Origin of the sequence: Acinetobacter sp. NIPH 298, assembly GCF_000369505.1 — a bacterium.
Classification (GTDB): domain Bacteria; phylum Pseudomonadota; class Gammaproteobacteria; order Pseudomonadales; family Moraxellaceae; genus Acinetobacter.
Genome location: NZ_KB850055.1, coordinates 1,649,894 through 1,668,981 on the forward strand (window position 1 = coordinate 1,649,894; position 19,088 = coordinate 1,668,981).

The window sequence follows — 19,088 nt, forward strand, 5'->3', positions numbered from 1 at the left end:
CTGACCCTGATGCCATTCAGGGTCATGGCTTATATGGAATAACTATGGCTTTAATCGTTCAAAAATATGGCGGTACTTCGATGGGTACTCCTGAGCGCATTTTAAATGTTGCTCGTCGTGTCAAGCGTTGGCATGATCACGGTCACAAAGTGGTTGTAGTTGTGTCTGCAATGAGTGGTGAAACTAACCGCTTACTTGCGCTTGCAAAGGCCATTACCAGCACCCCTGACCCACGTGAACTAGATCAAATGGTGTCAACGGGTGAACAAGTAACGATTTCCATGTTAGCTATGGCACTGAATTCAATTGGTGTAGATGCTAAATCATATACTGGTCGTCAAGTTGGTATTAAAACTGACAGCGCATTTACCAAAGCACGTATCGAATCAATTGACACAGATATCATGACCGAAGATTTAGACGCTGGTCGTGTATTGGTTGTTGCGGGCTTTCAGGGCTTCGATGCCAAAGGCAATACCACAACTTTAGGTCGCGGTGGTTCAGATACTTCTGGTGTCGCGCTTGCTGCTGCATTAAAAGCAGATGAATGTCAGATTTACACGGATGTCGATGGTGTTTATACCACTGACCCGCGTGTTGCACCTAAAGCAAAGAAAATTGATCGTATTTCTTTTGAAGAAATGCTGGAAATGGCATCTTTAGGCTCAAAAGTTTTACAAATTCGCTCTGTTGAATTCGCAGGTAAATATCAAGTTCCATTGCGTGTATTATCGAGTTTTGACAATGATGATGATGGTATTTTTGATGAAGAATTCAAACAAAATGTAGGCACACTAATTACCACTGAGGCAGAAGACGATATGGAACAACCAATCATCGCAGGTATTGCATTTAACCGTGACGAAGCAAAATTAACGATTTTGGGTGTTCCTGACGAACCAGGTATTGCGTCTAAAATCTTGTCGCCGATCAGTAATGCCAATATCGAAGTGGATATGATTATCCAAAATGTAGAAGAAGATGGAACAACTGATTTTACGTTTACCGTGAACCGTAATGATCTAGCGAAAGCAAAAGCGATTTTAGATCAAACAGCAAGTAGCATTGAAGGATGTGAAGTTGTCACACGTGATGATATTGTTAAAGTATCTATCGTTGGTGTCGGTATGCGCTCTCACGCTGGCGTTGCGAGCAAAATGTTCACAGCATTGGCTGAAGAAAGCATTAATATTCTCATGATTTCTACATCAGAAATAAAAGTTTCTGTCATCATCGAAGAAAACTACCTTGAGTTAGCAGTTCGTTGTTTACATACAGCTTTTGGTTTAGACCGCGAACACGGCGAAAGCAGTGTACGTGCTTAATTAATAGCTAGTTAAACATATTTACTTTCATGCATATAGTAAAAAAAACAGAGCCACTATAGTTTTTTTTATAGTGGCTCTGTTATATTAGCCTTGAGGTTTTTAAGAAAGTTCTCACAAAACTTACGAAATAAATTTTTTTACATATTTTTGTTAGAATTTTCTGTATATTAGGCTGTGCTTTCAAATAATGAATTCCCTGTCGCAAGTTTTAAGCGTTTAGCAAGGAGATAAACATGCTGATTCTGACCCGTCGTGTCGGAGAAACATTAATGATTGGGGATCAAGTCAGTGTTACTGTGCTTGGCGTAAAAGGCAATCAGGTGCGTATTGGTGTAAATGCTCCAAAAGAAGTTTCTGTGCATCGTGAGGAAATTTACCAACGTATCCAACATGAACGTGCCATGCATGAGCATTTACAACATCTTGATCAAGACTATCAACATCCTTCTTATGAAGAAGAAAATGCTACTGATTTCACTCAACATAATAATTTTAATCGTTGATATGAAAAACTCTTCTCATAAAATTAAAGCGACTCATCTGAGTCGCTTTAATTTTTTTAAACGACCTGTTTTTAATTCATGCTAGACCCAAGGCTTTTTTCACAGGCCCATAACTACGGCGATGTTGCTCAATAACACCATGTGCAGCAATTGCTTCAAAATGCGCTTTGGTTGGATAGCCTTTATGCTTGGCAAAACCATAATCAGGATATTGCTGATCTAAGAGATGCATTTGGCGATCACGGGTGACTTTCGCTAAAATACTTGCGGCGCTGATTTCAGCATGACTGGCATCTCCACCCACGATGGCTTCACATGGAATCGTGATTCCTTTCGGAATTTGATTGCCATCCACAATAACTTTTATAGGTTGCGTCTCTAATGTCTCAACTGCTCGACGCATCGCCAAAAAAGTGGCTTGTAAAATATTAAACTCATCAATTTCAAGATGGTTTGCTTCAGCGATCGACCATGCAATCGCCTTTTCCTGAATCTCTAAAAAAAGCTTTTCACGCTTTTTTTCAGTCAATTTTTTAGAGTCATTTAAACCCTCAATCGGGTTATTCGGATCTAAAATCACAGCAGCAGCAACGACAGAACCTACCAAAGGTCCGCGCCCTGCTTCATCGACACCAGCAACAAACATATTTAAACTCTCAAAAAGGCTGATGACTCAGCCTGATCTATTATTTAGCTTGCTTTAAAGCTTCATTCACACATGCGTTCACAGTTTCAGAAACGACTTTATTTACAATCGTTGCTCGTGCTGATGGATCAATTGCAGCCGTTGCCAACTCAAAAGTAGTAACACTCTCTGGCGCTTTTTCACTGACACAGCCACAAACATTGGTTTGAATGTCATTACGCTGTTCTGTGGCCATAAAACGTGTTGCTGTCTTCCATGCTGCAACATTATTGATTTCATTTAAACATTTTGCATTTACAGCAATTTTGAGTGCTGCCACACCAAGCTGCTGCGAAGTCGTCGCTGTATTATTTGTATCTGTCGCAGCACATCCTGCAAATGCTAAAACAACGGGAGCAATAACCAATACCAACTTTTTCATATTTTTAACCTGTATCTAAATTTTTGGCAGGCGTATTGTGCCTAAATGCCAAACTTTATGATATGACTCAAAGTTATCTTTACATAATATAACAGTTATACTTTATCCATTTTAGCTTGACCGTTCCAAGCATAATACGCTCTGTTACAGATACACTGTATGCGGAATAAATAGCGATATTTAAAATCAAATCACTCATATATCACAGCTAGGATGTTGCGATGTCAACCTCAGCACAATACTACACGCGCACAGCACAAGTTTTGCATTGGCTCATGGCTGCTATTTTTATTATCGCTTGGCTTATCGGCTTTTATAGTGGTAATTTTCTCAGCTATGACGTTGATGGTAGTTTTAAAGGAAGCGTGATTACACTGCATAAGAATATTGCAACTACAATTATCTTCTTAGTTGTCATTCGTATTTTTTGGCGCTACACCCATCCCGTCCCACAATTACCAAACACCATGTCACCGACGATAAAAAAGTTGGCGCATGTTGGACATTTTTTACTTTACTTAATGCTTTTGGCTTTACCGATTACTGGTTGTTTATTTAGTTGGAGCGCTGGACACCCAGCTCCAGTTTTATATTTATTTGAAATACCACGTTTAGTACAAGATAATCCAGAGCTTCTGGAAATCGTTAAACCCTTACATATTTACATATCTTGGTTTGCGGGCTTACTGATTGTTGGGCATGCCTTAGCAGCGATTAAACATCATTTTATTGATAAAGATAATGTATTGCTGAGTATGATACGTCGCCCAAAATAAATTTTGATCATAAAAAAAACCGCATTACGCGGTTTTTTTTAACTTATATTTTCTTTACTTCACTGATCCACTTTTGCTTATCTTCATCAGAAATAAATGAAGCCTCAAAAGAGTTAATAGCAAGTTGTTTTAATTCATCTTGGCTTAAATCCAAAGCCTGTTGAATGGCAAAGAAATTATCATTCATGTAACCACCGAAATACGAAGGATCATCCGAGTTCACGGTCACATGTACGCCCTTTTGCAATAAACGGCGGATATTGTGTTCTTTCATATCATTGACCACACACAATTTTAAATTGCTGAGTGGGCAAACCGTTAAAGGCATCTTTTCAGCAATTAAGCGTGCCATGAGTTGCTCATCTTCTTCAGAACGTACCCCATGATCAATACGGTTTACCTTGAGCAAGTCCAAAGCTTCCCAGATATATTCTGGCGGACCTTCCTCACCTGCATGTGCAACAATCAAGAAACCTGCTTCACGCGCTTTAGCGAATACACGCTCAAATTTTGCTGGCGGATGCCCGACTTCACTTGAATCTAGTCCAATTGCAATAATGTCATCTTTAAATGGCAATGCTTGCTCAAGTGTCTCAAAAGCTTTTTCTTCACTTAAATGACGCAAAAAGCACATGATGAGCTGAGAACTAATCCCTAACTTTGCTTTCGCATCAGTACAAGCACGCTTCAAACCTGCAATGACGGTAGCAAACTCCACACCACGCTCAGTATGTGTTTGCGGGTCAAAAAACATTTCTGTATGAACCACACGATCTTCTGCACATTTTTCAAAATATGCCCAAGCAAGATCATAAAAATCTTGTTCATGCACAAGCACATTTGCGCCTGCATAATAAATATCTAGAAAAGATTGAAGATTATGGAAGTTATAAGCTTGCTTCACTTCCTCAACTGATTGATAAGGAATCTGAATCTGATTACGCTGTGCAATTGCAAACATCAGTTCTGGTTCAAAAGTCCCTTCAATATGCACATGCAACTCGGCTTTGGGTAAAGCACGAATCAGCTCGACTTGATTCATATTAACTCCACGTCTAAAGAAAAAAGGGTGTTGCCAAAATGGGTACACCCCTTTTTTTAAGATTCTCTTTGAAGGATGAGCTGCAATGAAAACTGCTCAAAAAGAGAATGTAAAAAAATACTAAGCTTAACCGCCAAACACCGCAAACTTAAACACCCAAAGCGCAGCGATAATCCAAACCATATAAGGTACTGTTTTCGCCTTGCCCGTAAGTAGTTTCACCAACGCATAACTGATAAAGCCCATTGCAATCCCATCCGCGATTGAATAGGTAAATGGCATAAATACGATGGTTAAAAATGCTGGAACAGCCTCAGTAATATCATCCCAATCGATATGAGTGATACCCTGAATCATTAATACGCCAATGAATAACAATGCAGGTGCGGTCGCAAAACCTGGTACAGATTGCGCAAGCGGTGCTAGAAATAAACATCCAACAAATAATACCGCAACCACGACAGCCGTTAAACCTGTACGACCACCTGCAGCAACGCCAGAAGCAGATTCGATATAAGGGGTAGTTGAAGATGTCCCCAATGCAGCACCTGCAACAATCGCAGACGAATCAGCAAACAATGCCTTTTTCAGACGCGGTAACTTACCATCTTTCAATAAACCAGCGCGATGAGAAACCCCCACCAAAGTTCCCGTACTGTCAAATAGATCGACAATGAAAAATACGAAAATAACGCCGATCATGCTGGCAGTAAACAAGCCCTCAAAGTCCATTTGCATGAATGTCGGCGCTAGAGATGGAACTTGACCAACAACACCTTTAAATTCATTTAAGCCCAAAGCAGTGGCTATCGCAGTGATCACTAAAATACTGATAATGATCGCACCACGAATTTTGAACTGGTGTAATACCACAATCATTAAAAAGCCAAATAAAGCCAACAATACAGATGGTTGTTTAATATCACCTAAAGCCACCAAAGTTGCTGGATTATCAACAATAATACCTGCATTTTTTAATGCGATTAAGGCAAGGAATAAACCAATACCGCCACCAATCGCTAACTTCAATGACATCGGGATCGCGTTCACAATCGCTTCCCGAATCTTCATAAAGCTAATTGCTAAGAATACAATCCCCGAAATAAACACCGCTGCTAAAGCAGTTTCCCAAGGAACGCCCATACCTAAACAAACAGAATAGGTAAAATAAGCATTCAACCCCATACCAGGTGCGAGCGCAATTGGATAGTTTGCAATCAACCCCATCACTAAACAGCCAATTGCAGCAGCCAAACAGGTAGCAACAAATACGGCACCATGATCCATTCCTGTTTCAGAAAGAATCATTGGATTTACAATAATGATGTAACACATGGTCAAAAATGTAGTTACACCTGCTAGAACTTCTGTTCTAAAGTTGGTTTTGTTTTCACTTAGTTTAAATAAGCGTTCTAACAAACCAGCCGAAGCATTAGGCATTGCCATAATAGCACCTGTTAAAATCTAGGATCGTAGGAGATGAAATCTATACCTTTGTGTTTCAAATATTTTTTGAATTTAAACCAAAAGGTATACAAAGCTAAAAGCAATCTATATGCCAGCTTGATACGTGTTACATCTAAAACTTGGATAAATCGAATTCCGCAATTAAAAATATAAAAAGCTGCATAACAAATATGCAGCTTTTTATTTAATGGTAAATATTTTAACAGATTCTATCGAAAACTTGCGAATCGAAAATTAAAAAAATATTTGATCACAAGCTAAAATGCATCAAATTGGACCGTCTAAGCATCATGATATTTAGACATCAATGACTCTGTTTCAGTGTGGGTAAATTTGTATGTGGGCTATGCTGAATTTCATTCAAACTATGCTCAGCATCATGAACAACTTTCATAAGCTCTTGGCGTTTTTTCGTTTGGGCATCTACATGCGTTGAATAGCCCAAGATACCAATAGAAAATATCAGTAATAGTATAAGTACGATCTTCATTATTATCTCTGCTTCACCGTTTTCTTTAACATTAGCAAAGAATATGAAATATTCTACTTTTTTAAGGATAAATGGCGAAATTAACGTAATTACAATGTAATTCACAATATTTTTTTCGAGTTTATCATTATGCTTTTAAAAATAAGAAACTTGATGTTTAATTTATATATTTAGTATTTTCAACAACATATAGTGTAAATTCTTTAACACTTCAATTTGAGTGAACAATACCCGATGTCTTCCCCTACTTATACGCTGTTACATATTAAAAAGAGCAGCTTTGCTTAATCAAAACTGCTCTTTAATAGCATTAAATTAACTTATTAGAATTGGTAATTTAAACGCACCAAGAAGTTGCGAGGTGTTCCCGGCATTGTGTTCGATCTCCAATACACTTTATCTGTAAGATTACTCACAGCTAAAGTTGCACCCCAATGCTCACCTTTGTAACCAACCGCAGCATCTAAACGCATCCAACCATCAAGTTTTGTATCTGGGTTATTGGAAATATTCGTGTAAAGAGAACCATTATAAGTTGCACCAACTTCCGTATAAATATTTTCAACAGGTAGATAACGAATGAATAAATTACCAGTATTTTTAGCTGTGTTTGCTAAGTAGTGACCAGTGTTAGCAGATTTTGGATCTTTATCATCTTTCACTTTTGCATCTGTATATCCATAGCCACCACGAATAAATACATTATCAAGTACACGACCAATAAAGCTAAATTCAGCTCCTTTTGACTGATGTTCACCACCGATTACGTACTCAAATGGATCTTTCTCTGGGTTTGGACGAAAACGAATATTTTTCTTGCGAATATCAAATACAGAAAACTGAGTATTCAAGCGATCATTAAACCAATCACTTTTTACACCAATTTCGTATTGCTCATTATATTGCGGTTCAGCATTCACCGTCCTCAAATCAACGGTACCATTAGTAAATGGTGAAACCCCTGCACTTCCACCAAACGGTGCAAAGCTTTTACTATAAGAGGTATAAAAACTCTGATTATCTACTGGTTGCCAAACAAAACCTACATTCGGGCTAAAGGTTTCAGCATCCATTGTGACTGACTGCCCATATGTTTTTGAACCAATTAAAGTGTCACGAGTTTTTACTTCATATTGATCATAACGGGCGCCCAGCATCATCTTTAATGTCGGTGTTAACGAAATAAGATCCTGTACAAAAAATGCCAGACTATCATTGTTTTGATGAGTATAAGATGTTGCATTTGGTCGACCATTATTACGATCGAAAGAAGTTTGATAATCCTTAACTTTATAAGGATTAATTAATTGATAATATAATCCTGCCTTATCGCCGCTTGAATAATTACCTAACTTAGGCTCACGATCTTCATGTGACCAATCCGCACCAAACATTATCTGATGTTCTAATTTACCCGTATTAAACTTACCCGTAATATCAAATGTGTTTGTCGTGGTCTTATTCATGGTTTCTTGCCAAGCATACGATTGCTTGATATAGCCAGATTTACACCCTTTCGTATCATCAGTACAATAACTTCCGCCAAAGAAATTATCGAAATCTTGATTAGCTTGACGATAGCTCAATGCCCAATGAAATTTCCAATCTGGTGCAAATTCATATTTTAGATCGGTACGTACCGTTTGTAATTCATCAACGATAAAATCTGATGCTGTTGCAAAGCCTGTTTCTCTTAAAATATTTTCAGGGAAACGACTTAATACCGAAAATGATGGACCACGATCAGGAATACGATCTAATTTGTCATAGGTATACTCTGTAGTCCATAACAACTTCTCATCATCACTACGATAAGTCACACTGGGTGAAAACATAGATTGTTTTGTGCCAATACCCGAACGGAAGCTATTAGTATCAGATTTTTCACCAACTAAACGTACCGCCCAATTATCATTCACCACTTGATTGATATCTAAGGTACCCCCAATATTGTCATAAGAACCGCCAAAGATACCCACAGAACTTTTAGAGTCGAAATTGGCGAACTTAGTCACCATATTTACTACACCACCACCTGCCCCTCGCCCATACAACACAGAAGCTGGACCTTTTAGAATCTCAATACGTTCTACATTGGCAGTACTACGACGAACTTGCCCCCCTTCGCGTACACCATTACGGTAGATATCACTGGTATCAGCACTGAATCCACGAATCATAATACCGTCACCACGCGTATCATATGTCGTTGATACACCTGGCGTACCTTGAAGCATCACGCTTAAATCATTTGCACCATAGATTTTATATTTTTGCACATCGATCGTATCAATGGTCTGCGGAATATCTTTTTTCTTTAACCCGTTACGCGTCACACTTGCCTGATCATAATCAATATAGCTTTTGATCGGATCTAGTTCGCTCATCGCCTCAATTTTAATGGTCGGCATCACCGCAGTTTGTTCATTTGCAATTGCATATTGCACTTGCAGCATCATCATACTGAGCAAAGTAAACTTAAAAATAGGCTTTTGATAAAAGTCTAAATGTGAAGATTTCATAAAAATTCCAAAAAACAGTTCAGACGAAAAATTAAAAAAATAAAGATTAAAAAAAACGATACAATTTTAATAAAAATAATTCTCATTTTCACCAACTTTCGTATTAATTTTCAATCTATGGATTGTTTTTCACCCATTAAAGATTAAAAATCCCATGAACACTAAAAGACTAGATTTGTATTTTTATGTTTATTGATGTTTTCTAGTTTAAAAAATTTGCTAAAGTGATTTGGTCTAGATCACTCCATTGCTTATTTCAATAAAAGACATGTGATAAGACATTGATAAAATAAAAATATCTATTACTAAGGAATTATAAAATGACCAATAATCAAAATGATCCATCTCAATCGAATGAAGATTTACAACCCACAGATCAGGCTGAAACATTTCAAGGCAATATCCATTTTGGTGGATGGGGAGAATTTAATCCTCCACCCAAAGTTAGTAAAGAAGAATTGGAATACATTAAAGAAAAGCATTTATTAGAAGAACACACGCGTACACCACCACCACCAACCCCACTCGAACAACTCAAACATTTAGGAAAAGAGGTTTTATCTGGCGGGCGTGATCTTACAGATGATGATTAAAACTTAACTATTTATTTCTAATTAATATTGGTTGGGGTGCATTTTATGTACTCCAACTTTTTTATGCCTGTAAAATTGAGAAATTCAAATGCTTATCCATCCAATATTCCATTTTTCTACACAATCTTACATTAAGCTACACAAAACAATTTGATCTGTTCTTCTTTGGGGTATTGAAAATGAAGCATCCACGCGATTATGGAAAATTGAGTGTTCTCAGTTCTGCACTAATTGGCATGAGTTCCCCACTTTTTGCAAATGCTGTTGATCCCTCTGCGACTCCCGTTGAAGCAGCAACTCATGTACTGCCAACCCTGCGCATCAACGCTACTGTAGATCCCCAAAAACAACATGACGATGATATAAGTGCAGTTCCCAAAACCATTATCAGTCGTGAAGAAATGCTCCAATATGGCGATCAATCTGTGATGGATGCTTTACGTCGAGCAGCGGGCTTTCAACTCCCTACAGGACACGGTCCTCGCGGTGGCGGTGGTGCTTCTGGTATGCGTTTTCGTGGGGGTGGTGCGCCAACATTTTTGATTAATGGTGAACCTGTACAAGGCGGACCACGTGGTGGTATGTCAGTTATTGACACGATTACGCCTGAAATGATTGAGCATATCGAGGTTATAAAGCAACCAAGTGTGGCTCAATCTTCAGTCGCCTCTTCAGCGGTCATTAATATTATTTTAAAAGAGCCTCTGAATACGCGCTTAAATGGTACGGTCAAGCTAGGTTATGGTCTGCGCGACAGTGGTCAGCAACAATCTGAACGAAAGCAGATCAATATCCAAGCAGATGGTCGTGAAAACCAGTGGTCTTATAGTTTCTCTGCCAATCAAATGTGGATCGATAATACTTCAGTTTCAAAAATCGAATCTGAAACAGGAACTCGTGAAAACCTACGTACGATAAATCGCAGCATGCAAATGTTTTCGCCTCGTCTACAATATGATCTTGATGACCAACAAAAAATGATTGCCGAGTTATTTTATCGCAACATCAAAATGCAAGGATACTCAGCAAATCAAACCCAAGATGATAAAAATGACAGTATTCGCCTAAATACCCGCTATGAACGTAAAGATAAAGAGTTCAGTGATAAAATCCGCTTCTCAGTAGAACGCCAAACAGAAACTCAGCTAACTCGCTCCACTCAAAGCCGCATTTATACGGATGAAACCATACATGAATATGGTCTGGCTTATGATAGCTTAAGAAAACTGGATGCAAATCGTCAAATCAAATTTGGCTTTGATTCACGTTTTAATGAACTCGATAGCAATGTCAGCCCAAGCCTAGACGAACAACGTTATGCAGTTTATGGCGAAGGAAGCTGGCGGCTGACTGATCGTCAAACGATTACCTTAGGCGCAAGGCAAGAATGGTTAAATCGTTCAGGTTTGGTTGATTATCAAGATCAACATTTAAGTCCTGTAATTGCTTATCGCTTGAGCCTCAATGAGCAGTGGTCAATTCAAACCAATTTAAGTCAGGCTTTCCGCAGCCCCAAATCAGACCGTTTGATTCCGACCGTCACTGTTTCGACAGATAGTGATGCAGGCTCATTAAACAACCCTGATCGGGGTGGCAATCCAAATCTCAAAGCAGAAAAAGTACGCGCCGTTGAATCAACGCTTGCTTATGATTCTGCCAGTGGCGGTGTGAGCTTAACGGCGTACCATCGTCAAATTAAAGACTATATCGAAAAAGTCATTGCACTGGAAAATACTCGCTATGTCGAGCGTCCACAAAACCAAGATGAGGCCACCACCTATGGTGCTGAGCTTTCTGCCCGTTATGCCCTAAAACAAACTGAAGCAGGTCATGCACTTATGCTCAACGGGCAAATCTCCACCATCCGCGCCAAAATTGAAGATGGGCAACACAAAGAGCGTCTCGTCAGTGATGTGGCACCATACAACGCCAGCGCAGGTTTATCGCATAGTTTCAAACCTTGGCAAGTTTCAAGCAGCTTCAATATCAGCTACACACCAGAATTTACACGCGCTTTAGATGGTCAACCTTATGATCGAACCACCAATCAACGTTTTAGCCTGAATCTCAGTGCAACCAAACGCTTTACAGAGGGGTGGGCAGCCAGTTTAAACCTAAATAACGTACTCAGCACAGATGCTAAAGAACGTTTAACTCATCAATCTGATGGTCGTCTCTATCAAGCTAGAACCAATGAGAGTGTTCCTAGCTATCAATTCACACTCGAAAAGAAGTTTTAATATTCCTAGGGTCTGTTGACATAAACCGAACACCGTCTCATAAAAAGCCAATGACCTTTGTCGTTGGCTTTTTTCCTCCTACTTATATTGAAGAAATAGATAGGATGTGTGTTTATCTTATGGAAAATAAACAATAGCTGAATGACCGTTTGCAGCATGACTGTTATTATGTACAAATACAGTTGAAATTTAATGCATTAACAAACCAAAGAGAAAAAAATGAGAGCTGAACTTAAAACGCGAATCCTGAAAATTTGTGATGAAAAAATTGAGAAAAAAGGCAGTAATGTTGGGCTATCTTTCTATGCTTTTTTCGCCAATAAAAATGATGACCCTGAACGCTTGATGGAAGCAGCGCATTGGTGGATTATGGAACATAAATTAGATCATTTTGAGAAAGCCACAAAAATCAAAGCGCTGATCTCTGAGCAAACGCCTTAAAGTCTAAAGGATAATCTTTAATAAACATCACGCAAATAACGCTGTTCCCGTTTAAGTTGTTGCAACTGCTCAGTACCCAGAAGTTCTTCGAGCACTTGATCTACACCGCTTGCCATCCCTTTTAAACTACCGCAGACGTAGATCAGCGCTCCCTGTGCTATCCACTCTTGTAAACGAGATGATTGTTGCCTTAAACGATCTTGCACATAGATTTTTTCTGTCTGATCACGCGAAAAGGCGTAATCCACGTGTGGCAAGTAACCATGCTGCTGCCAGTACGCAATCTCCGTCTGATATAAATGATCAAATTGCTGTTGTCTTTCACCAAAAATGAGCCAGTTTTTCTTGTAACCCCAGTGTTCTCTTTGACGCAAATGCGCAACTAAACCAGCGATACCCGTACCATTGCCAATCAAAATTATGGGCTTGTCATCCTGCTGTAAATGGAAACTTGAGTTATTTCGTATCGATGCGTGAACAGGTTGATTTTGTTCCAGTCCAACCGTTAACCAGCCTGAACCTAAGCCCCAACCTATTTCAGTTTGTTGTTGTCTCACCACCAATTCAACTAAACCTTGTTCAGGCAAACTTGCAATTGAGTACTCACGCTTGGGCAATACTTCGAATTGTGCAATCCACTCTAGCACCGAGAGGCCTGTTCGCGTAGGAAGTTTTCTTAAATTTAATCTTCCTAGTTTGGCAACCAAATCATCTGAGTATTCCTGTCGCTGAGTGTCTAAAAAATGTTGAATCTCGGTGATGTCATTTTCACATTGGATTTCCAAAATATCACCCGATGACCAAGATATATCCCGATCTGCAATCAATTGAACTTTATAAATTGCTTCACCAACAGTTCCCGTATTTAGACATTGCCGATGGGCAAATTTGAAGGCAAGCATTTCTTTATCAAGTGCTATCGAGGTAAATGTGGTTGAGGTGAGTTGCTCTAAACCAATTAACCATTGTTCTAGATCATCGCTATTGAGTTGATCTACCAATACGGTAGGAAATAATGCTTGTGCATTATGCTGCAATAGCCATTGTTCAATTCTCTGCCCAAACTGACAAAAATTCGAATAGCGTTTATCTCCAAGTGCCAAAACTGCAAAAGACAAATGCGCTAGATCTAAGGACTGATTCAGAATTTTATGCACAAAATTTTGAGCAGTATCAGGTGCATCACCCTCGCCATAAGTGCTCACCACCCACAATATCGTACTCGGCTGTTGCAAGTGTTGATAGTTGAGTTCATGGATATCCAGCAACTCAACTTTTTCTTCATGAATGATTTTTAATTGTTCAGCGGTATGTTTTGCCCAAGCCTCAGCTTGTCCAGTTTGACTGGCATAAACCACCAAATATTGTTGTGCATTGATGTCCGTATCAATACGTTGGCTAAACTGCCGCCAAAATAAATAAATGATAATAAATATATGCACTAGCAATAAAAACAGTAATGCACAAATCACCAAAAATAATGGCTGAGTCATATTGCGCCCCTTAAACCGCTGACCAGATCAGGAGGATAATCAGTGCTAAACTCACCGCTGTAAGCGTCAGATGCGTCAATAATCGGGTTTTTAAGGCTAGAAATAGGATATATCCAGCCAATGACAACAACACGATGATCACCGCACTGATGTCAATTAACCAACTCCAACCCGCACCCACATTCTTACCGCGATGTAAATCATTTAACAATGAAACAGTAGATGCTGGCTTCATCGTGATCTCAGCTTCGGCAGTATCCAATAGCACCCAAATATCAGTCGAACCCGCAGGACTATCGAGACGAATCATCACTTCTCCGTCTAATATTTCACTGCTTTGATATCTCCCAACCAAAGACTGTTGTTGGCGTAAATAATCCAAAAGCGTTTGCGTTGGGTTTTCTTGCTCCGCAACCGTCCGCATTAACTGTTCAGGTAAAATAATGGTGTTACTTTGTTCCTGTTGTACTGGTTTAAACCACTCTGGATGATTTAATAACAAACCCGTAACGGAGAAGAAAATAAGCGCAATAAAGGCAAATGCGGAGAGCCAACCATGCACATAACGTGCATGGCGGTAAAAATCACGGCGTTGATACAAGAGACAAGCCCCATTGATTTAGTGGTGAATAGATTTAAGCACCACGTTGGAAATTCAGTTTAAGCGTACCAATTTCAGTTTGAGCTGGTAGTGTTTTGTTCACTGCTTTTGGTGCAACATCCAATTCAAAAGTTTGATAAGAACGATCACCATGTTCGCGTGAAGTTTCGATGTGAATCACATATTGTCCAGCCTTCACCACTTTTCCTTGATCATCTTTACCATCCCAAGCCAAACGATATTGTCCTGGTTGACGTGATGGTTTTGCGACTGCATCAAGATTTGTCATTTGACGACCATAACGACGCCACCACACATAATTGGAGTTGATCCATTTTTCATCATTGCCCCATACTGCAAGCGTACGAACCAACTTTTTGTCGGTATCTGTCACCCAAATCGAAACATAAGGCGCTCGATATTTCTCAACCGCGAGCTTAGGAATATTCACCTCTAACTGCGCTTGATAACCTTTTGGCCAAGCAGTCGCCTCACCGCTTGAAGCAACATGACGCATCACTGCTGGTTGATTTGCATCCAACAAAGATGACCAACCTGTACTTTGATAATGTGTACCATCACGCGTTACAAGCTGTGCCTCATAACCGACCAACTGCTCAATCAACTGCATGCCGTCATGTGGGGTCATTGCCGTCAATGCCGTGGCTAAGGCATCTGCATCCGCTGCACACTGTCCGACAACAACACATTGTTCGACCTGCTGCACGGGCATACCTGTTTGCGGATTGACTAAGTGAGACTGTCCCGCAAGTTGGCGATAGCCTTGACCACTAAACGCGACCGCTTGATCTTTAATATTTAGAATTTGCGCGGGTGCTGCATTATCAAAATGTTCATTTGGATCTTGTATACCAATTTTCCAACCTGTTTGGTTTGGCGATTGTCCCCAAACACGCATATCCCCACCAATATCAATCAAGATACCTTGTAAGTGTGGCACTGCTTTCTTCGCCGCAATTAAAGCGCGGTCGATCACATAACCTTTGGCATAAGCATCTGGAACGATTTTGGTCGCTGAACTTGTTGTGATTTGCTTGGTTTGTGAATTTAATTCGATACTTTGTGTTTTAAGTTGCTGTAGCAAGGTTTCTTGCGTATCGAGATCGAGACGCTGTACATCATTACTCTGCTCCCAAAGTTGGAGCAACTGCCCTAAGCGTGCATCAAAACCACCACAGGTTGCACTACGCCATTGCTCACAAGCAGCAATCACATCATAAAGTTCGGATGAAGCAGAAATAGTTTGCTCACGATTTAATTGGCTAATTTCACTATCATCACGCCACACCGATAAAATTTGATCGAGTCGAGCAATTTCTGCTTGAATGGCTTGCAAAGCTTTTTCAGCATCAGCTTGTTCCGATGTCGTCACGATCACATCCAATGACGTTCCTAAAACATGATCTTGGTGAAACTGATAGCTTGCAGCTTGTGCATCTGTAGCGATGCTCGGTGGTGCGATTGCTGAATCAACTGTTGGGATAGTCGCCTGTACTGGAGAAGCCATTATTGCCATCGCGGCCATCAGTGGAGATAAACGAAAAACCAAATTGATTGGACGAAGTAATACAGCACCTGATGACATAACTTTAACTCCAAAATTTAGTAAAAATAATATTGCAATTGATACTCGTTATCAAGTAGATTGTTACAATCTTTTATTAATTTGTAAGCTGAGGTATATGATGCGTCATTTACTGACCATTTCGTTATTGTCTGTATTACCTATTTTAAGCCATGCTCATACAGCTAGCCCTTTTGTATTACCAGAAGTATTCGATAGTAAATCTGATAACGTCAGCTTCCAAAGCGGTATAACCATAGAAAAATTCTTTGTTCCTAGCCGTAATTTTAAAACCAGTTATCAAATAACAACACCGAATGGTCGTAATCAGCAAGTCAATGCAGCGGCAGAACTCAAAACATTTAATATCGCTGAATTTAGTCTTGATGGCGAAGGAACTTATCGTATTCGCACACAAAATGCGACAGGCAACCCAAGTAAATACGCATTGATTGATGGTCGTTGGTTACGTGTGCGTCCGCCACGTCCTATGAATAATATGCCAACACCAACAACTGCCAATAATGAGCAAAAACCAGCAGCACCAGCGACTCAACAGCCACCTCGTTTCATTACTGAAGACAAAGTTCCAGCAAAAGCTAAAACAGCACAAACAATCAATCATTATATTGCTGAAAGTTTCGTGACCAAGGGCAAACCAAGTCCTATTCCTACTGTGAGCAATAAAGGCTTTGAGCTTAAATTTATCACGCATCCAAATGAACTTTATGCAGGCGAAGCATTAAAAGCAGTCGTGTTAATGAATGGTAAACCTGTACCGAATGTTGAATTTGATATTTTCAAAGGTGCGAGCAATTACACCGCAAATGAAAGACGTGAACTTCCACATGTCAAAACCAATACAAAAGGCGAATTAGAAGTTAAATTGGAGCAAGCTGGTATTTATTTAATTACTGGCGTTTATCCTGAAGCAAATAGTGACAATACCAAACAACCAATCGCTGAAAGCTATACTTATAGCGTGACTGTAGAAGTAACTGAATAAGCACATCGGGTACTTACTGTAATTGTAAGTGCCCTTTCTTTTATTAGATCTTTTCCATTTCTATCCTAAAAAGAACAGCGTATATTATTTTAAAACTTATATTTACTTTGTTTATATGCTTTCTCGAAAAACCAGTGATGCAGGCATCTTTCTATGGATGGTTTATCAAACCATGCACAAGATGAACCTTGATGCGGCCGCTATCTTTGCCAGTGTTCACTTACCTGACCAACCGCCTGATAAATTCGTCCGTCGTGATAACGCTACTCAACAACGATTTTGGCGCGCTGCGGAACATTTTAGCCAAGATCAGGATATTGGCTTACATGTTGGTAGCCATGTTCCACCCTTTCGTGGACAAGTGATTGAATATCTTTTTCTCAGTAGTCCAACCTTTGGTGAAGGATTACAACGCACTATTCGCTATCAAGCATTACTCACTGATGCGCTGTCTTTTAAACTCGAATACCATGACAATGAGATTGCGATCATTTCAGGTCTAAACCATCCAGTTAGACACTATTTAGAATGTGCGATAGGAATTTTGCTTACGTTCTTCAAATATATAAGTGAAGATGCTTTTACACCTTCTGAAATTTGGCTTCCTTACGATGAAGGTGCCAAGCTAGATGAATATAAAAAAATATGGGGGTGTAATGTCAGACTTGGGCAAACTGAAGGCTGTATTTTCTTTGATGCGAAATTATTAGACCATCATTCGCCTGCTTATGAACCTGAGTTATTAAAAATCCATGAACACCATGCCGCCTCACAACTTGAGCTTTTACACAAACATCAACTTATTGATGAGATAGAAAAGATCTTGGCCAGCGGATTTTTGGAATCAAGTGAGTTTGATCAGAACATTGTTGCGAGAAGATTAAACCGCAGCGCCCGCAGTTTAAGAGCGGATTTGCAACTTTTGAATACAACTTATGAAAAAGTAATTGCGCAATATCGTGAACGACTTGCTCGGCGCTTACTCTCTCAGACCCAAGAATCTATTGATCAAATCGTATATCTTACTGGATTCTCTGAACCATCTGCATTCTCAAGAGCTTTTAAACGTTGGACTGGTGAAACACCAACAGCCTATCGACTACGAAAACAACAATAAGTTGATTTAATCGGCAGATTATAACTGCCCGTTCAGTCAAAAAAAATCAGCGCTATGTTTCTAAAATCTGATCATGTTTTATGAGGTAGGCGAATATGATCGGTTTTCCAGTAGGTGTTTTTGTTGCGAATGGGATGGAATGGTATTTTCATAAGGTATGGCTACATGAATTTCCAAGTAAAAATAGAAATAGCCCCTTCTTTACTCATATTGCACATCACAAACGTGCGCGTTTAAATGGCTTTCATGATGAAGGTTATGCAGAATCGATGTTTAAAAATGCTGAAATTTATAATGAAAAAACAGCATTATATGGTTTAACCGCTGCTGCAACTGTCTTTCTTCCCGTTGCTCCTTTCTTTACCGCTGGTTTGTATTATGGGATTTGGAATTATTGGAAAGTCCACGCTAAGTCTCATTTAGACCCTGAATATGCGCAAAAAAGGATTCCTTGGCACTATGACCACCACATGACCAGTAATCAAAATGCAAACTGGTGTGTCACGCGACCTTGGTTTGACTACATCATGGGAACACGCGTGATGACCGATGCTTCGACCACTGAAACCAACCCTCTCGCCATGAAAATGCCTATTTGGTTAGAGAAAAGGGTGAATAAAGCAGCTCGTCGTTTACTGCCTAAAGCTTTTGCAAAAATTGATGAAAATTCTAAACTTGACCAATTAAATTTACGTCAGGGAATTGAGGTGGCTTTATAAGAATTTGTATTAAGTATCAATCGCTTAAATTATCAAGAATTTTTTCATAATATAAAAGGGGGTAGATATACTATTCCCTTTTTCCTATATTGTAGAAA

Annotated in this window: 18 protein-coding genes; 9 read left to right on the plus strand and 9 right to left on the minus strand. The window is 39.4% G+C overall.

The annotated features are described in order from the left end of the window. The first annotated feature begins 44 nt into the window (after nt 1-44). The gene (locus F903_RS12750; RefSeq protein WP_004670609.1) at nt 45-1,325 is read left to right on the plus strand and encodes an aspartate kinase; all 1,281 of its coding nucleotides are present in this window, start codon (nt 45-47) and stop codon (nt 1,323-1,325) included. A gap of 236 nt (nt 1,326-1,561) precedes the next feature. Beyond that, entirely contained in the window at nt 1,562-1,831 is a 270-nt protein-coding gene (gene csrA, locus F903_RS12755; protein WP_005197554.1) for a carbon storage regulator CsrA, read from the plus strand. A 76-nt stretch (nt 1,832-1,907) separates the two neighbouring features. Here the strand turns inward: csrA and rnhB are convergent, their stop codons facing one another. Then, the gene (gene rnhB / locus F903_RS12760) at nt 1,908-2,477 is read right to left on the minus strand and encodes a ribonuclease HII (protein ID WP_005197556.1); all 570 of its coding nucleotides are present in this window, start codon (nt 2,475-2,477) and stop codon (nt 1,908-1,910) included. 40 nt (nt 2,478-2,517) lie between these two features. Continuing rightward, nucleotides 2,518-2,898, minus strand: coding sequence for a hypothetical protein (locus F903_RS12765; protein ID WP_005197558.1), 381 nt, complete (start codon nt 2,896-2,898; stop codon nt 2,518-2,520). A 221-nt stretch (nt 2,899-3,119) separates the two neighbouring features. Between F903_RS12765 and F903_RS12770 the strand changes: the two genes are divergently transcribed. Continuing rightward, a complete protein-coding gene (locus F903_RS12770) occupies nt 3,120-3,674 on the plus strand; it encodes a cytochrome b (RefSeq protein WP_005197561.1) in 555 nt (184 codons plus the stop codon). Nucleotides 3,675-3,717: 43 nt separating this feature from the next. On the opposite strand, the gene F903_RS12775 is transcribed toward F903_RS12770, so the two are convergent. The 4 genes from F903_RS12775 to F903_RS12790 form a co-directional block, all read right to left on the minus strand. Further along, the gene (locus F903_RS12775) at nt 3,718-4,716 is read right to left on the minus strand and encodes an adenosine deaminase (RefSeq protein ID WP_005197563.1); all 999 of its coding nucleotides are present in this window, start codon (nt 4,714-4,716) and stop codon (nt 3,718-3,720) included. 126 nt (nt 4,717-4,842) lie between these two features. Then, the gene (locus F903_RS12780) at nt 4,843-6,162 is read right to left on the minus strand and encodes an NCS2 family permease (RefSeq protein WP_004670603.1); all 1,320 of its coding nucleotides are present in this window, start codon (nt 6,160-6,162) and stop codon (nt 4,843-4,845) included. Nucleotides 6,163-6,487: 325 nt separating this feature from the next. Continuing rightward, nucleotides 6,488-6,673, minus strand: coding sequence for a hypothetical protein (locus F903_RS12785; protein WP_004670602.1), 186 nt, complete (start codon nt 6,671-6,673; stop codon nt 6,488-6,490). A 323-nt stretch (nt 6,674-6,996) separates the two neighbouring features. Then, nucleotides 6,997-9,195, minus strand: a complete 2,199-nt coding sequence (locus F903_RS12790) for a TonB-dependent receptor (protein ID WP_005197564.1) — start codon at nt 9,193-9,195, stop codon at nt 6,997-6,999. Between the two features lie 320 nt (nt 9,196-9,515). Between F903_RS12790 and F903_RS12795 the strand changes: the two genes are divergently transcribed. The 3 genes from F903_RS12795 (at nt 9,516) to F903_RS12805 (ending at nt 12,469) form a co-directional block, all read left to right on the plus strand. Next, nucleotides 9,516-9,788: a hypothetical protein gene (locus F903_RS12795; protein ID WP_005197565.1), complete on the plus strand. Its 273-nt coding sequence runs from the start codon at nt 9,516-9,518 to the stop codon at nt 9,786-9,788. A 179-nt stretch (nt 9,789-9,967) separates the two neighbouring features. Beyond that, nucleotides 9,968-12,028, plus strand: coding sequence for a TonB-dependent receptor plug domain-containing protein (locus F903_RS12800; RefSeq protein WP_005197567.1), 2,061 nt, complete (start codon nt 9,968-9,970; stop codon nt 12,026-12,028). 219 nt (nt 12,029-12,247) lie between these two features. Beyond that, a complete protein-coding gene (locus F903_RS12805; RefSeq protein WP_005197569.1) occupies nt 12,248-12,469 on the plus strand; it encodes a DUF6500 family protein in 222 nt (73 codons plus the stop codon). Nucleotides 12,470-12,486: 17 nt separating this feature from the next. Here the strand turns inward: F903_RS12805 and F903_RS12810 are convergent, their stop codons facing one another. The 3 genes from F903_RS12810 to F903_RS12820 are packed head-to-tail and all read right to left on the minus strand — an operon-like array spanning nt 12,487 to nt 16,169. Next, nucleotides 12,487-13,962, minus strand: a complete 1,476-nt coding sequence (locus F903_RS12810; RefSeq protein WP_005197571.1) for a sulfite reductase subunit alpha — start codon at nt 13,960-13,962, stop codon at nt 12,487-12,489. 10 nt (nt 13,963-13,972) lie between these two features. Then, the gene (locus tag F903_RS12815; protein WP_005197573.1) at nt 13,973-14,563 is read right to left on the minus strand and encodes a PepSY-associated TM helix domain-containing protein; all 591 of its coding nucleotides are present in this window, start codon (nt 14,561-14,563) and stop codon (nt 13,973-13,975) included. Nucleotides 14,564-14,597: 34 nt separating this feature from the next. After that, a complete protein-coding gene (locus F903_RS12820; RefSeq protein ID WP_005197575.1) occupies nt 14,598-16,169 on the minus strand; it encodes a DUF2271 domain-containing protein in 1,572 nt (523 codons plus the stop codon). A gap of 100 nt (nt 16,170-16,269) precedes the next feature. Here F903_RS12820 and F903_RS12825 point away from each other — a divergent pair, with 100 nt between their 5' ends. The 3 genes from F903_RS12825 (at nt 16,270) to F903_RS12835 (ending at nt 18,990) form a co-directional block, all read left to right on the plus strand. Then, complete coding sequence (locus tag F903_RS12825; protein WP_004670594.1) at nt 16,270-17,154, plus strand: DUF4198 domain-containing protein; 885 nt, start codon at nt 16,270-16,272, stop codon at nt 17,152-17,154. A gap of 115 nt (nt 17,155-17,269) precedes the next feature. Beyond that, nucleotides 17,270-18,271 carry an AraC family transcriptional regulator gene (locus tag F903_RS12830; RefSeq protein ID WP_005197577.1) on the plus strand — a complete coding sequence of 334 codons (1,002 nt, stop codon included), beginning with the start codon at nt 17,270-17,272 and terminating at the stop codon, nt 18,269-18,271. A gap of 95 nt (nt 18,272-18,366) precedes the next feature. Further along, nucleotides 18,367-18,990, plus strand: a complete 624-nt coding sequence (locus F903_RS12835) for a sterol desaturase family protein (protein WP_005197578.1) — start codon at nt 18,367-18,369, stop codon at nt 18,988-18,990. Nucleotides 18,991-19,088: the final 98 nt, after the last annotated feature.

Bases quoted from the DNA above. Each gene is read 5' to 3' on its own strand.
- F903_RS12750 (WP_004670609.1), top strand. From the start codon at position 45: ATGGCTTTAATCGTTCAAAAATATGGCGGTACTTCGATGGGTACTCCT.
- csrA (WP_005197554.1), top strand. From the start codon at position 1,562: ATGCTGATTCTGACCCGTCGTGTCGGAGAAACATTAATGATTGGGGAT.
- rnhB (WP_005197556.1), bottom strand. From the start codon at position 2,477: ATGTTTGTTGCTGGTGTCGATGAAGCAGGGCGCGGACCTTTGGTAGGT.
- F903_RS12765 (WP_005197558.1), bottom strand. From the start codon at position 2,898: ATGAAAAAGTTGGTATTGGTTATTGCTCCCGTTGTTTTAGCATTTGCA.
- F903_RS12770 (WP_005197561.1), top strand. From the start codon at position 3,120: ATGTCAACCTCAGCACAATACTACACGCGCACAGCACAAGTTTTGCAT.
- F903_RS12775 (WP_005197563.1), bottom strand. From the start codon at position 4,716: ATGAATCAAGTCGAGCTGATTCGTGCTTTACCCAAAGCCGAGTTGCAT.
- F903_RS12780 (WP_004670603.1), bottom strand. From the start codon at position 6,162: ATGGCAATGCCTAATGCTTCGGCTGGTTTGTTAGAACGCTTATTTAAA.
- F903_RS12785 (WP_004670602.1), bottom strand. From the start codon at position 6,673: ATGAAGATCGTACTTATACTATTACTGATATTTTCTATTGGTATCTTG.
- F903_RS12790 (WP_005197564.1), bottom strand. From the start codon at position 9,195: ATGAAATCTTCACATTTAGACTTTTATCAAAAGCCTATTTTTAAGTTT.
- F903_RS12795 (WP_005197565.1), top strand. From the start codon at position 9,516: ATGACCAATAATCAAAATGATCCATCTCAATCGAATGAAGATTTACAA.
- F903_RS12800 (WP_005197567.1), top strand. From the start codon at position 9,968: ATGAAGCATCCACGCGATTATGGAAAATTGAGTGTTCTCAGTTCTGCA.
- F903_RS12805 (WP_005197569.1), top strand. From the start codon at position 12,248: ATGAGAGCTGAACTTAAAACGCGAATCCTGAAAATTTGTGATGAAAAA.
- F903_RS12810 (WP_005197571.1), bottom strand. From the start codon at position 13,962: ATGACTCAGCCATTATTTTTGGTGATTTGTGCATTACTGTTTTTATTG.
- F903_RS12820 (WP_005197575.1), bottom strand. From the start codon at position 16,169: ATGTCATCAGGTGCTGTATTACTTCGTCCAATCAATTTGGTTTTTCGT.
- F903_RS12825 (WP_004670594.1), top strand. From the start codon at position 16,270: ATGCGTCATTTACTGACCATTTCGTTATTGTCTGTATTACCTATTTTA.
- F903_RS12830 (WP_005197577.1), top strand. From the start codon at position 17,270: ATGCTTTCTCGAAAAACCAGTGATGCAGGCATCTTTCTATGGATGGTT.
- F903_RS12835 (WP_005197578.1), top strand. From the start codon at position 18,367: ATGATCGGTTTTCCAGTAGGTGTTTTTGTTGCGAATGGGATGGAATGG.